This is a genomic window from Saccharopolyspora sp. NPDC049426 (genome assembly GCF_040676935.1).
In the GTDB taxonomy this organism is placed as follows: domain Bacteria; phylum Actinomycetota; class Actinomycetes; order Mycobacteriales; family Pseudonocardiaceae; genus Saccharopolyspora.
In genome coordinates, this window is sequence record NZ_JBFAPZ010000007.1 from 58,131 (window position 1) to 72,051 (window position 13,921).

Genomic DNA, 13,921 nt, shown 5'->3' on the forward strand with positions numbered 1-13,921 from the left:
TCGCAGGACGAAGCGTGGTGGCATTCGCGTCGGTCGTCGTGCTGGGGCTCAGCGCCGTCGGCTGGTTCGTCATCGACCGGCTCAGCGAGGTCAGCTCCGCGAAGGTGCTCGCCGAGGTGCCGCACGCTCCCCCGCCCGATGACGGGGCCACCGATGTGCTGCTGGTCGGCAGCGACAGCCGCACGGACGCGCAGGGCAATCCGCTGCCGCTGAAGGTCCTCAAGCAGTTGCGCACCGAGGCGACCGGTGGGCTCAACACCGACAGCCTGGTGCTCATCCGCGTCCCGCACAGCGGCGCAGCTCCGACCGCGGTGTCCATCCCGCGCGACACCTACACCGAGACGCCCACCGGTGGCCCCGACAAGATCAACGCGGTGTACGGGCTCACCAAGAAGGCCGCTGCCGATGAGCTGGAAGGCCAGAACCTGCCTGCCGTCGAGGTCGAGCACCGCTCGAAGGTCGCCGGGCAGCGCGCGCTGGTGCAGACCGTGCAGACGCTCACCGGCATGCGCATCGACCACTACGCCGAGATCAACCTGCTCGGGTTCTTCGAGCTCACCGACGCGGTCGGTGGTGTCGAGGTCTGCCTCAACAACGCGACCAGCGACAAGAATTCCGGGGCCGACTTCAGCGCCGGGCGGCACACGGTCACCGGCGGCGACGCACTGTCCTTCGTCCGCCAGCGGCACGGCCTGCCGCGCGGCGACCTGGACCGCATCGTGCGTCAGCAGGTGTTCATGGCGGCGTTGGCGAACAAGGTGCTCTCGACGGGCACGCTCACCGATCCCGCGATGGTCAACGACCTGACCGCGGCCACCCAGCGCACGGTCGAGCTCGACGAGGACTGGGACGCGCTGGGTTTCGTGCAGCAGATGCAGCAGATCGCCGCGGGGCGGGTCAACTTCGTGACGATGCCGGTGCTCAGCGCGGGCGCGCGCGACGAGCGGGGCCAGAGCATCGTCTCCATCGACCGCGCGGCCGTGCAGCAGTTCTTCGCGGGCCTGTCCGCGAACGCGCCCGGCCTGGCCCCGAGACCGGGTCTGCGGCTGGACGGGACCGCCCGGCAGCAACCGATCACCTCCGACGGCGACGTTCCCTGCGTGAACTAGCCGGTTAGGCTGCGCGCATGAGCGTCACCCAGGCACTTCTCGGTCCGCTGCTGGCGAGCGGCGCACCCAAACCGCTGATCACGCACTACGACGACGCCACCGGTGCTCGCATCGAGCTCTCCCGAGCCACCACCGCGAACTGGGCGGCCAAGACGGCGAACTGGCTGGTGGACGAGATCGACCTGGAGCCGGAGACACCGATCTCGGTGTCGCTGCCCGCGCACTGGCAGACGGTCGGCGTGCTGCTGGGCGCCTGGTGGGCGGGTGCGCACGTGACCGATGAACCGGCAGGTGCCGAGGTCGCGTTCGTACCGGCCGCTGACCTCGCGCGCGGCGAGGGCGCGCACGTGGTCGCCGCCGTCGGCCTGGACCCGCTGGGGGCTCCGGCTCGCGGCCTGCCCACCGGCACCGCGGACTACGTCTCGGACATCCGCGTGCACGGCGACGACTTCAGCCCGATCATGCCCGTCGCCGGGGATTCGCCCGCGTTGCTGGGCAAGTCCGTGGACGAGGTGCTGGAGCTGGCGAGGCGCCGCGCGGGTGAACTGGGAATCGGTCGCGACGACCGAGTCCTGTCCACCTTGGACTGGACGTTGCCCGGAGGCGTCGTGGACGGACTGCTCGCGGTGCTCGCCGCGGAGGCCGCGCTCGTGCACTGCACCAACCCGGACCCCGCCAAGCTCGACAAGCGACGCGCCGATGAGCGCACGACCGTCGAACTCGGGCTCTGAGAGACCCCTCACACAACGCCCCCACCACTTACCTACTCGTGGGTAACATCGATGGATGCGTGATGCGCAGTCACTCTTCCGCACCGAGGGCGAGTTCCTCGTGCCGAACGAGGCGTCCGGGAACCCCTGGGGCGAGCTGACCGGGGGCGGCCCCGTCGCGGGTCTGATCGCCCGCGCGGTCGAAGCGGCCAACGACGACCCGGACCTGTTCGTCGCCCGGCTCACCGTGGACCTGATGCGCCCGGTACCGCGCGTTCCGCTGTCGATCGAGGTGCGGCCGCTGCGCACCGGCAAGCGGCTCAAGGTGGTGCAGGCCGGACTGCACATCGACGGCCGGCTGCACACCAACGCCACCGCTCACCTGCTGCGACGCTCCGACCTCGACGGTCCCGCGCCCGACTCCGCGGTGCCGTTCGACGGTCCCGACGGCCTGGAGGACCGCACGCTGCTCCCGCCCGAGCTGGGACTTCGCTGGGGAGTCCACGACGTGATGCAGGTGCGGTGGATCGCCGACCAGTCGGCGATCGGCACCAGCCGCGCGTGGATGCGGATGCCGCTCCCCCTGCTGCCGGGTGAACCCCTCAGCCCGCTGTCGCACGTGGCGATCCTCGCCGACGCGATCAGCGCCGCCAGCCCGATCGGCGAACTGTTCGGTCCCTGGATCAACACCGACGTCTCGCTCTACCTGCACCGCGAGATGCGGGGCGAGTGGCTCGGCATGGAGATGCGACGAGACGTCCAACTCACAGGGATCGGCACCGCTCACGCCCACCTCTACGACACCGAGGGCCCCATCGGCACGGCCCAAGAAGCAGTCATGGTCAACCAACTGGGCTGACCCCGACCCGCAGCACGCGAACAACCCCTCCCACCGAGACGCGGCGGGGGATGACCCGATTACCGCCGTAATCCGGACCCGGAAAACCGCAGTAATCCGGCAACCGAAAACCGCAGTAATCCGCGCACCCGGGACACCGCCGCGATCCGGGCCCGGAAAACCGCGGTGATCGGGTGGTTGAATACCGCCGCATTCCGGTTGGCCCGGGTGGGGTGTTGGAGGGTCAGGGCTGGTTGGTCTTGGCCTGGAGGGCTGCGTGCTTCTCGTGGACCATGGTTTCGAGGGCTGCTTGGAAGTCCGCCATCTGGTGGCGGAGGCGGGTGCCGAGGTCGCCGGAGTCGGTGGCGAGAGTGCGGACCGCGAGGAGGCCCGCGTTGCGGGCTCCGCCGACCGAGACCGTGGCGACCGGAACTCCCGCAGGCATCTGGACGATGGAGAGCAGCGAGTCCATGCCGTCCAGGTGCTTCAGGGGAACCGGGACGCCGATCACCGGCAGAACCGTGGCCGACGCGACCATGCCCGGCAGGTGCGCGGCGCCGCCCGCGCCGGCGATGATCACGCGAATCCCGCGGTCGGCGGCCTGGCGCGCGTAGTCGAGCATCCGCTGCGGCGTGCGGTGCGCGGAGTAGACGCCGACCTCGAAGGGGACGTCGAACTCGGTGAGCGCGTCACCGGCCGCCTGCATCACCGGCCAGTCGGAGTCGCTGCCCATGATCACGCCAACGAGCGGCTGCTCACTCACGCGGACCTCCTGGAATGTCGAGAGCTGCTGGACGTCAGTGGATTTCGTGGCCGTCGAGCCACTCGCCCGCGGAGAGCCAGTGCGCCGCCAGCCGCGCCTGCTCGCGGACCTCGGCCATGTCGTCGCCGAGAACCGTGATGTGGCCCAGCTTGCGGCCGGGGCGCTCGCTCTTGCCGTAGAGGTGCACCTTGGCGTGCGGGTAGCGGGCGAACAGGTGGTGCAGCCGCTCGTCTACGCTCATCGTCGGCTCGACCTCGGCGCCCAGCAGGTTCGCCATCACCACGGCGGGCGCGGTCTGCTCGGTGCTGCCCAGCGGGTAGTCGAGGACCGATCGCAGGTGTTGCTCGAACTGCGAGGTGCGGGAACCCTCGATGGTCCAGTGACCGGAGTTGTGCGGGCGCATCGCCAGCTCGTTGATCACCAGGCCGTCGGTGGTCTCGAACAGCTCCACCGCCAGCACGCCGGTGACGCCCAGCGACTCGGCGACGTTGAGGGCGATGTCCTGGGCCCGCTCGATCAGCTCCGGCGAGGCGTCCGGGGCCGGGGCCAGCACCTGCACGCAGATGCCGTCCTCCTGCACGGTCTCCACCAGCGGCCACACCGCGCCCTGCCCGAACGGCGAGCGCGCGACCAGCGCGGCCAGTTCGCGGTGCAGCGGCACCCGCTGCTCGGCCAGCAGCGGCGCGCCGCCGTCGAGCAGCTCGGAGACGACGCGCTCGGCGTCCTCAGCGGAGTCGAGGACCCACACGCCGCGACCGTCGTAGCCGCCGCGCGCGGTCTTGAGCACGCACGGGAAGCCGTGCTCGGCACCGAACTTCAGCACGTCGTCGACCGAGGTGATCTCGGCGAACGGCGGAACCGGCAGCCCCAGTTCGGCGAGCTTGCGGCGCATCACCAGCTTGTCCTGGGCGTGCAGCAGCGCGTCGGGGCGCGGCTGCACCGACACACCGGCGGCCTCCAGCGCGCGGAGGTGATCGCCGGGAACGTGCTCGTGGTCGAAGGTGACCACGTCGCAGCCCTGCGCGAAGGTCTTCAGCGCCTCCAGGTCGGTGTGGTGGCCGAACTCGACGTTCGAGGCCACCAGCGCAGCGGACTCGTCCGCGGAGTTCGCCAGCACCTTCAGCGACTGCCCGAGCGGAATCGCCGCCTGGTGCGTCATCCGGGCGAGCTGGCCACCGCCGATCATGCCGACAACTGGGGTTCCGGTGCGCTGGTCCACCCGTCCAGCCTAAGGCTGCGCACCGCTCACACCTGCACCGGGACGGACTAGCGCGACCTGGTTCACAGCCATCACAGCGCGGCGAGCAACCGGCACACCTCCGCGTGATCGCCCGGCAGCGTCTCCTCCCGGAACCGGATCTGGCCGCAGTCGCGCAGCGCCGGGTCCGCGGCCAGCCGGTGCTCGATCATCCATTGCGCCTGCTGGCAGCGGCTGCGCAGCTGCGGCGTGCGGGGGGCGAGTATCGCCGCCGTTGCCGCCCGCAGCAGCGCCGTGGTCTCACCCGCGTCGAAGACCGCGCGCAGCACGTCGGCGATGAGCACCATCGCGACCATCCGCGGGTAGCCGTCGGCGGACACGCCCAGCATCACGGTGATGAGCGCGTAGTCCTCGTCGGCGGTGGAGTCCCGCGAGCTCGACTCCCGGTAGATCTCGTGCAGCCGGGTGCGCAGGTAGGTGGCGGTGTTGAGCCCGGTCAGCGGGTCCTCGACCTCGCGGCCGATCGACATGCCGCTGACCGCGTCCGCCCAGCCCAGCGCCGTGATCCGGATCAGCGGTGCGGGCACCGCGTCCGGGTCGGCCGAGACCAGCCCGTCGGAGTCCTCGCTCGTCACGGCGTGCAGGGCGGCGAGGTCCTGCAGCGTTCCGGACAGTCCCACGCCCGATTCCGCGCGCGACGCGCCCAGTTCCGCCAGCGGATCGGACAGGTCGTCGCCCGCCACGACGGCCGCGCACACGGCGTCGACGGCCGAAACCTCCCAATCGCTGGGAAACGGCCACCCCGCTGCTAGGCTCGCCGTCCGCCAGCGCGAGCGCACCGCTCGCTCCAGCGTCCGCACTGCCGACGCGTCACACCTCAGTGGCCAGTCCCGCATGCTCAACGTCCCTCCCCATAGGGCCTACTCGTGAGCGAGACGGAGCAGACGGTCGCCCATGACGGTGGACTCGCTGGCTTTGCCCATACGATTCGGATCACAATGATCGGCGAATTCCACACCAGGTGGTTTTCGCCAACCGAGCTCCCAGGTAGGACTGACGAGGACATGCCCCCTGCGGGGAGGAAGGTGCGGCGTGGCGACTGTTCCAGCGGAAATCGAAGGCTCCAGCGATGGTGAGCTTCTGGAAGAGGTGCGCGGCGGTTCGTCGCAGGCCTACGGCGAGCTCTACGAGCGGCACGTGGCGGCGGCCTACAACATGGCCCGCCAGGTCGCCAAGTCGCCGGCCGAGGCCGACGACCTCGTCTCCGAGGCGTTCGCCAAGGTCCTCGACACGCTGCGCGAAGGACGCGGTCCCACCACGGCGTTCCGCGCCTACCTGCTGACCGCGCTGCGGCACAGCGCCTACGACCGGACCCGGCGCGAGCGCAAGGTACAGCTGGCCGACGACGTCGCCGAGGTCTCCGGGGCCGACGTCAGCGTGCCGTTCACCGACACCGCCGTCGACGGGTTAGAGCGCACGCTCGCCGCGCAGGCGTTCTCCCGGCTGCCGGAGCGCTGGCAGACCGTGCTCTGGCACGTCGAGATCGAAGGGCAGTCGCCCGCCGAGGTCGCCCCGCTGCTCGGGCTGACGTCCAACGGCGTGTCCGCGCTTGCCTACCGCGCCAGGGAAGGGCTCCGGCAGGCCTACCTGCAGGTCCACCTGGGTCAGCTGGAAGCGACCGGCTCCGGTGTCGAGCAGTGCCGGGCCGCCGTCGACAAGCTGGGCGCGTGGACCCGAGGTGGTCTGTCCAAGCGCGAGACCGCGCAGGTGGAGACCCACCTGGACACCTGCGACCGGTGCCGGGCGCTGGCGGCCGAGCTCGCCGACGTCAACGGCGCGCTGCGGGTCATCATCGCGCCGCTGGTCCTGGGCGCCACCGCCACCGGCTACCTCGCCACGGCTTCCTCCGGCGGTACCGCTGCCGGGGCGCTCGTCGCCGGTGGTGCCGGTGCGGCCGCCGGGGACGCGGCCAGCTCGGGTCCTCGCCAGGCGGTGACCGCCGGTGTCGCATCCGCCGTGCTGGCGGCCGCGATCGCGGTGGCCATGACCTCGGGGGCCGACCAGTCCATCCCGGTCGCGCAGGCGCCTGCCCCTCCGCCCGCCGCGGAACCGCCCGCGCCGGCACCGGCTCCCCCCGCGGTGCCACCGGCGCCGCCCGCACCGCCTGCGGCGCCCGCTCCGCCGCCGCCTCCTCCCGCGGCGCCGCCGCCCGCTGCTCCCGCGCCGGCCCCGGCGCCCGCTCCGCCGCCCCCTCCGGCTGTGACGCCTTCGCTCAACGCGACCGGCCCCTCGCAGCCGTTGCAGCTGGTCGCCGGGGGTGCACCAGTGTCGGTGCCGATCCGGGTGACCAACAGCGGCACCGGCCCCTCGGTGCCGCTCACCTCGACGATGGCGCTGCCACCGGGCGTGACCGCGCAGCTCCCGGCGGCCGTGTCCGGCCCGGCGAGCACCGCTCCCCAGGCCGCGTCGACCACGCCCGCGAGCACGTCGCCGCAGAGCGCCTCGGTGCGGACGCAGGCGGCCGGTGCTCCTGCGGTGCGCTGCAACGGTCAGACCGGCACCATCACCTGCACCACCGACCGGGGCCTGCAGCCCGGTGAGTCGATGGTCTTCGACCACCTGGTGCGGGCCGAGGAGACGGCCACCGGCGGCGAGATCACCGTGTCCATCAGCGCCGGTGGCCAGATCGACCTGCGGCTGCCCGCGGTTCCGGTGATCGTGCAGCCCGCGCCCGAACCCGAACCGCCTGCCCCGCCGAAGCCCGTCGACCGGGTCGATCTCCACGCCTGGGCGTGGGACCAGCCGTGGATGGACATCAGCCGGGTCGCGATCGGGGTGCGCAACACCGGCACCAGCACCGGTCGCGCGGAAGTGGTGGCCGAGCTGCCCGAAGGCGTCGAGGCCGACGTCGTGCCGACCGGCTGCACCTCCGTCGGTCGCCTCGTGACCTGCGCCGAAGACGGTCTCGCTCCGCGCGAGGGCTTCTACCGGGAGCTGTGGGTCTCCAGCGACCGCGAGCACCCGGGCCACCCGTGGTGGCCGCTGCACGGTCAGGACGCGGTGGCCGTCGACGGCCGTCACCGGCACGACGTCTGGCTGCCGATCACCGCGACGCTGGGCGAGGCGACCGATCGGCAGGCCGTGGCACTGCACCTGTGGTCTCCCTGGTGGCCGCCGAAGCCACCGGAACCCACCCCACCGCCGACCACCACCGGAACGACCACGTCGACGACGACCAGCACCGGGCCGGACTGCCCGCCGTGGTGGCCGCCGGGCCACACCGGTGAGCCGCCGTGGACGCCCGGGAACGGGCACGGCAACGGTCACGACCGGCCGTGGGAGCACGGGCCCTGCAGCCCACCGTCGCACGAGCGCCCGCTTCCGCCGCCGCAGCCGTCATCGACCGCGGTGCCGCCGCCCACGACGACAGCACCGCCGCCGACCACGACCACGACGACGCCGAGCCCGGCTCCGAGCTCGTCGACGCCTCCGTCGACGACGACCGCACCGCCGTCCTCGTCCACCACGACCCGACCCACCACGTCGAGCACCCCCACCTCGGGTTCCTGACCTGGTCAGCGCTCGTCCCGGCCTCGATCCGCGGTCTGATCGAGGTCGGGACGAGCCGCCGGAAGTGAGGTGACGTACTCCGGTCCTGGCCCAGGGACGCGCGGCGCCTCCGTAGACTTGAGGGGTGTCCGTTGCAGATTCGGTGCTGGCGCGGGTCCCGCAGCCGTACCGGGCTTTCGCGTTTCGGTACCGCGAGCTGCTCAAGTTCGGTGTCGTCGGCGCGATCACCTTCTTCATCGACACGGGCATCTTCTACGCGCTGAAGCTGACGATCCTCTCGCCGAAACCCGTGACCTCGAAGGTCATCGCGGTGCTGGTGGCGACGCTGGTGTCCTACGTGCTCAACCGCGACTGGTCGTTCCGCACGCGCGGCGGCCATCGCAGGCACCACGAGGCGACGCTGTACTTCGTCATCAGCGGCATCGGAGTCGGCCTGTACTCCGCGCCGCTGTGGGTCTCCCGCTACGTGCTCCACCTGCAAACGCCCTACACGAGCAGGCTGATCGAGGAGATCGCCGACTTCACCGCCGGGCAGATCGTCGGGCTGCTGCTGGGCATGGCGTTCCGCTGGTGGGCCTTCCGCAAGTGGGTCTTCCCCACCGATCACGAAGAGGACACCCCGGAGAACGACCGGGCGCTGGCCCGCTGAGGCTCAGCGCGGGGTGGGTTCCGGCTTCCACAGCAGGCCCAGCACGTCGTCGGCGCGGGCGACCCTGAGGAACACCTCGAACATCGCCGGGCGGGCCTGGCTGAGCTCCAAGCGACCGCCGTCGGCCTCCACCAGCGCCCTGGCCAGCGCCAAGCCGACGCCGGTGGAGCCGTGCCCGGAGAAGCCGCGCTCGAAGACGTGCGGGACCAGCTCGTCCGGCACGCCCGACCCGGCGTCGGAGACCTCGATGAGCACCGTGCCACCGCCGTGCCTGGCGGTGAGCGTGACCGGGCCTTCGCCGTGCCGCAGCGCGTTGTCCAGCAGCACGCCGATCGCTTCCCGCAGCCGGGCCGGGGTGGCGCGCGCCAGCAGCTCGTCACCGATCTTGAGCCGCAAAGTGCGGCCGTGGTTGCGCAGCGGTTCGCGCCACTCGTCGGCGACCTGGTTGAGCAGGCTCGTCACGTCGAGCGGTTCGGCGTCGCGGGCGCGCGCCGCGGTCGCGGCCGCCAGCAGGTCGTCGAGCACGGCGGAGAGCCGCTCGGCCTGCTCCAGCGCGGCGCCCGCCTCCTCGGAGACGTCGGCGTCGTCGACCGCCGCCAGAGCCTCCAACCTCAGGTGCAGCGCGGTCAGGCGGCTGCGCAGCTGGTGCGAGACGTCGCCGACGAGCTCGCGTTCCCGCTGCACCAGCTGGGACAGCGCCGCGCCGGAGGCGTCCAGCGCGTCGGCGACCCGGTCGAGCTCGGGCACCTCGTGCCGCTGCGGATCGGGACGGAAGTCACCCGCGCCGAGCCGCGCGGCCCTCGACGCGACGTGGCGGAGGGGATCGGCGAGGCGTCGCGCCGTCACCGAGGCGACGATCATGCCGGTGCCCGCGGAGAGGACCACGAGCATCAGCACCAGCCCTGCGACCTGGAGCTGCTGGGTGCGCACCGGAGCGCTGGGCGCGGCGATGGTCACCGTGCCGCTCTGCACCATCGGCACGCTCTGGACGAGCGGGTCCTCACCGGGATCGGGCCCGTAGACGTAGTCGTGCGCCTGGGTCCGCACCACCAGGCGGGCTCCCCCGGGAACCGCCAGCCGCACGGCGTTGAGGTCGATCGGGCGCTGGTTGGCGACCTGCTCGTCGAGCAGCGTCGCGATCTGCTGCGCCCGCGTCGACAGGTCGGCACCGGTGAGGTCCTGGACGAGCTTGAGCGCGCTGAAGCCCAGCGGGAGCCCCAGCACGACCGTGGTGACGGCCACTGCGAGCAGGGTGGCCTGCAAGATCCGGCGACGCATCTAAATCCTGTTGATGGGGTTGCTGTGCTTAGCGGTGCAGGTGGCAGAACCCGAGCGGCTCCGTGGACCCCGTGCGCCGCTCCTGATGTATGCCAATGCACGGCGTCCCGGCGTACTCGCCACGAAACCGCTCAGAACCCGCAGCGGTGCGGGCTGAGTCCCACACCTGAAACAGCGGCTTCGCCGCATTCCTCAGCCGCTCCTAGTCCGAGTTGAAGCGGAACCCGACGCCGCGCACGGTGGCGATGCGGGTCTCGTCCAGCCGGCCGTTGCTGTCGCTGAGCTTCCGGCGCAGCCAGGAGATGTGCATGTCCAGGGTTTTGCTGCCCTTGCGGTCGGACTCCGGCCAGACCTCTTCGAGGATCTCCTCCCGGGTCACGACCTGGCCCGCGTGCTGCATCAGCACCCGCAGCAGCTCGTACTCCTTGTTCGCCAGCTGCACCTCGTGCTCGTCGACCAGGACCCGGCGGGCGGTCAGGTCCAGGCGCACCCCGGAGGCCTCGACCGTTTCCGGCGCACCCCGGCGCAGCAACGCGCGGATGCGGGCCATCAGCTCGGCGAGGCGGAACGGCTTGGCCACGTAGTCGTCGGCACCGGCGTCCAGGCCGACCACGAAGTCGACCTCGTCGGTGCGCGCGGTGAGCATCAGGACGGGGAGTCCGCGGCCCTGCGCGCGCAGTCTGCGGCACACCTCCAGGCCGTCCATGTCGGGCAGTCCCAGATCGAGAACCAGCAGGTCAACGCCACCCTCGGCGGCGGTGTGCAGCGTCGACGGACCGTCGGCGATCACCTTCACCGCGTAGCCCTCGCGTTGCAGCGCCCGGGACAGCGGCACCGCGATGGCCGGATCATCTTCTGCCAGCAACACCACGCTCACGCATCCCAGACTAGAGCCTGCGCGGAAGTTCCTTCGCCCAGCGGTGCGGCTGGGAGGACCTGAAAGGCCCCGCGGATCACCGCCCTCGCCAGGTCACCGGTGGCGACGGGCTAGGGTCTGGGGATGTGACCAGCGATCTCGATCTCGCCCAGCAGCTGGCCGATGTTGCCGACTCGATCACCACGGCGCGCTTCCGCGCCCGCGATCTCGGCGTCGACCGCAAACCCGACCGCACCCCGGTGACCGACGCCGACCTGGCCGTCGAGGACGCCGTGCGCAAGGTGCTCGCCGAGCAACGGCCAGGTGACGTCGTCGCCGGTGAGGAGCGCGGCGGCACGACGGGCGACGGGCGAGCCTGGGTGCTGGACCCGATCGACGGCACCAAGAACTTCCTGCGCGGCGTGCCCGCCTGGGCCACCCTGATCGCGCTGGTCGATCACCAGCGCCCGATCGTGGGCATGATCAGCGCCCCGGCCCTGGGCAAGCGCTGGTGGGCCGCCGCGGGCGAAGGTGCCTGGTGCCGGACCGGCCAGGGCGAGCCCGAGCGGATCTCGGTGTCCGGGGTGCGCGACACCGCCGACGCCTACGTGTCCACGACCCACCTGGGCACCTGGGTGGAGCACCACTCGCGGGAGTCCTACCTGCGGTTGATCGACGCCTGCTGGGAGAACCGGGCGTTCGGCGACTTCTGGCACCACTGCCTGGTCGCCGAGGGCGTCATCGACATCGCCGCGGAACCGATCGTCAACCCGTGGGACGTGGCGGCGGCGCAGATCCTCGTGGAGGAGGCCGGCGGCAGGTTCACCGACCTCGCAGGCGTCGCCCGCTACGACGGCGGCAACGGCTTGTCCACCAACGGGCACCTCCACGACGAAGCCCTGCGCCTGCTGGAGCGTTGAAAACTGTTGGGGAATCACCTTGCTCGCCGGTGCGGGTAGCGGAACCTGAGGCGGCCCTCCTGCTCCGGGCGCGCCGACTCATGTATGCCAATACACCACATCGACACGTCCTCACAGGAGAACCGCCTCAGAACCCGCGGCGGTGCGAGCTGAGTCCCGCACCTGAAACAGCGGCTACCGCCGCTCTCCTCAACAGACCTAGATCGATGGCTCTGCTTGGCGGGTGAGGAGTCTGGCGTAGCCGACGCCCGCGGTGAGCAGGATCAGTCCTGCGCACAGGAACGCGATCACGCGGGCGAAGCCGTCGAGCGTGGCCAGGTCGAACAGCAGCAGCTTCGCCAGCGACACGGCCGTGAGCACCAGGCCGCCGATGCGCAGGTGCCGCACCTGAACTCCGCGCAGCAGCAGGGCGATCGCGAACACCACCCAGCACAGGGTGATCAGGATGTGGCCCGTCAGGAACGCTCCGCGCGACTCGCTGACCAGCAGGCACGCGGCCATCGTGGCGCTCGCGGTGCCGTAGAGCAGCGCGAGCGCCGCCGAGGCCCACAGCGGCAGCGAGGCCGGCAGGCTGGCGACCTTCCCGATCCGCACCCCTGCGGTGGGCAGGGCGACCGCCACCACGGCGATCAGCAGGCCCGCGACCAGACCGGCCACGCCGGTTCCTTCGTCAGTGAACAGCAGTGCGTTGATCGGCACCTCGTTGGCCAGGGCCAGGAAGAACCCGAACACCGCGTAGCAGGCGGCGCCCAGCAGGATTCCGCCGCGCCGCAGCAGGTGCCCGGCGGCGGTCAGCAGCAGCGCCTCGCACAGCAGGCCGGTGGCCCAGCTGGACGCGTCCAGCGCGGTGATCGTCGCCTGCCCGGTGGCCACGACGGCCATCGCGCCGACGGCGGCCAGGAAGCGGCCGGGCAGCCAGTCAGCGAAGGCGGGCAGGTAGCGGCCGACGGCCCAGATCGCGGCGAGCAGCAGCGCCATGCCCGCGCCGGTCGCGGTGGCCTCGGCTCGTTCCAGCAACAGCGGGCCGGCCAGGAACGACGGGGTCGGTGCGGCGACGAGCAGGCCGATCGCGGTGCGTTCGGCGGCGGGCCGGAAACCGGCCGTCACGGCGGCGACGACGACGCCCAGCACGGCGGCGACCAGGATCGCGGGCACCAGCACGGGGTTCGGGAAGGCCAGCCCCCAGAAGGCTCCGACCAGCGCGGCCAGCACGGTCGGGATGCCCGCGGCGAGCGCGAGTCCGCCCCAGCCGCGTCGCACCTGGACCGGGGCCGCGGCGACCTGCAGCAGCACCACGAAGCCGATCAGCAGCGCGTCGGCGCCCTGGGTGATCATCGGCGCGCAGATCGCGGAGCCGAGCACGACGCCGATCGCCAACGGCTGCGCCTGCCAGCGGTCCGCGAGGACGAGTCCGCCGATCGCGACGAGCAGGCCGGTGCCCAGCCCCGCCGGGGCCGGGAGGTAGCCGTAGAGCGCGGTCGCGGCGACGACGTCGAGGAACATGGCCGCGAAACCGGTGGTCGCCAGGGAGATCGAGGCGATGCGCTGCTCGGCGGCCTTGCGGTGCACCCACCAACCGGCGGCGATCAGCAGCGCGGCGAGCGCGGCTCCACCGGTGACGCGCGCGGCCGGGCCCAGCCAGTCCTGCTGGACGGCGAGGACCAGCAGGAACACCACGCCGAGCAGGGTGACGCCGCCACCGACCCAGGCCAGCACGCGGCTCGGTTCGAGGTCCGGCCTGATCCGGCGTCGAGGCTCGGCCACGGCCTGCGCGGGGTGCGCGGGAAGCGGTTCCGCGGGCGGCTGCTGCGGAGCGGCCGGCTGCTCGGAGGTGTCCTGGGGGCGGGTCGCCGCCTCGGTCTGCAGCACGCTGCCCAGGTACGACAGGCGCTGCCCGATCGCGGCGAGCTCACCCGCGACTAACTGGAGGGTGTCCCCCTGGTGCGGTTGCGACATGCCGACATGCTCCAGCCAACAAACCCCCCAAACATCCGTAGCACTACTCAGATACCGGATGCCCAATACCCAGT

12 protein-coding genes are annotated in these 13,921 nt (G+C 71.8%); 6 read left to right on the forward strand and 6 right to left on the reverse strand.

What is annotated here, in order from left to right; genetic code table 11:
- The first annotated feature begins 14 nt into the window (after positions 1 to 14).
- From AB0J78_RS16615 to AB0J78_RS16625, 3 genes are read left to right on the forward strand one after another with little or no spacing between them, the layout of a single operon-like run.
- Complete coding sequence (locus tag AB0J78_RS16615; protein ID WP_363789804.1) at positions 15 to 1,109, forward strand: LCP family protein; 1,095 nt, start codon at positions 15 to 17, stop codon at positions 1,107 to 1,109.
- A 17-nt stretch (positions 1,110 to 1,126) separates the two neighbouring features.
- Positions 1,127 to 1,840: a TIGR03089 family protein gene (locus AB0J78_RS16620; RefSeq protein ID WP_363789805.1), complete on the forward strand. Its 714-nt coding sequence runs from the start codon at positions 1,127 to 1,129 to the stop codon at positions 1,838 to 1,840.
- A 55-nt stretch (positions 1,841 to 1,895) separates the two neighbouring features.
- Positions 1,896 to 2,678 carry a thioesterase family protein gene (locus AB0J78_RS16625; protein WP_363789806.1) on the forward strand — a complete coding sequence of 261 codons (783 nt, stop codon included), beginning with the start codon at positions 1,896 to 1,898 and terminating at the stop codon, positions 2,676 to 2,678.
- Between the two features lie 223 nt (positions 2,679 to 2,901).
- Here AB0J78_RS16625 and purE read toward each other — a convergent pair whose 3' ends face one another.
- The 3 genes from purE to AB0J78_RS16640 all read right to left on the reverse strand — a co-directional run bounded on the left by purE (position 2,902) and on the right by AB0J78_RS16640 (position 5,478).
- Positions 2,902 to 3,390 (reverse strand): 5-(carboxyamino)imidazole ribonucleotide mutase, encoded by a 489-nt coding sequence (gene purE / locus AB0J78_RS16630; protein ID WP_363790425.1) that lies wholly within the window; start codon positions 3,388 to 3,390, stop codon positions 2,902 to 2,904.
- A gap of 64 nt (positions 3,391 to 3,454) precedes the next feature.
- Positions 3,455 to 4,639 carry a 5-(carboxyamino)imidazole ribonucleotide synthase gene (locus tag AB0J78_RS16635; protein ID WP_363789807.1) on the reverse strand — a complete coding sequence of 395 codons (1,185 nt, stop codon included), beginning with the start codon at positions 4,637 to 4,639 and terminating at the stop codon, positions 3,455 to 3,457.
- A gap of 71 nt (positions 4,640 to 4,710) precedes the next feature.
- A complete protein-coding gene (locus tag AB0J78_RS16640) occupies positions 4,711 to 5,478 on the reverse strand; it encodes a hypothetical protein (RefSeq protein ID WP_363789808.1) in 768 nt (255 codons plus the stop codon).
- Between the two features lie 232 nt (positions 5,479 to 5,710).
- Between AB0J78_RS16640 and AB0J78_RS16645 the strand changes: the two genes are divergently transcribed.
- Positions 5,711 to 8,188, forward strand: a complete 2,478-nt coding sequence (locus AB0J78_RS16645; RefSeq protein ID WP_363789809.1) for a sigma-70 family RNA polymerase sigma factor — start codon at positions 5,711 to 5,713, stop codon at positions 8,186 to 8,188.
- 124 nt (positions 8,189 to 8,312) lie between these two features.
- Positions 8,313 to 8,837, forward strand: a complete 525-nt coding sequence (locus AB0J78_RS16650) for a GtrA family protein (RefSeq protein ID WP_363789810.1) — start codon at positions 8,313 to 8,315, stop codon at positions 8,835 to 8,837.
- Positions 8,838 to 8,840: 3 nt separating this feature from the next.
- On the opposite strand, the gene AB0J78_RS16655 is transcribed toward AB0J78_RS16650, so the two are convergent.
- Entirely contained in the window at positions 8,841 to 10,115 is a 1,275-nt protein-coding gene (locus AB0J78_RS16655) for an ATP-binding protein (RefSeq protein ID WP_363789811.1), read from the reverse strand.
- A gap of 202 nt (positions 10,116 to 10,317) precedes the next feature.
- Positions 10,318 to 10,992, reverse strand: coding sequence for a response regulator transcription factor (locus AB0J78_RS16660; RefSeq protein WP_363789812.1), 675 nt, complete (start codon positions 10,990 to 10,992; stop codon positions 10,318 to 10,320).
- A 125-nt stretch (positions 10,993 to 11,117) separates the two neighbouring features.
- Between AB0J78_RS16660 and hisN the strand changes: the two genes are divergently transcribed.
- Positions 11,118 to 11,891, forward strand: coding sequence for a histidinol-phosphatase (hisN, locus tag AB0J78_RS16665; protein ID WP_363789813.1), 774 nt, complete (start codon positions 11,118 to 11,120; stop codon positions 11,889 to 11,891).
- 198 nt (positions 11,892 to 12,089) lie between these two features.
- On the opposite strand, the gene AB0J78_RS16670 is transcribed toward hisN, so the two are convergent.
- On the reverse strand, positions 12,090 to 13,847 hold the full coding sequence (locus AB0J78_RS16670; protein WP_363789814.1) for a DUF2339 domain-containing protein: 1,758 nt from the start codon (positions 13,845 to 13,847) through the stop codon (positions 12,090 to 12,092).
- Between the last annotated feature and the right edge of the window lie 74 nt (positions 13,848 to 13,921).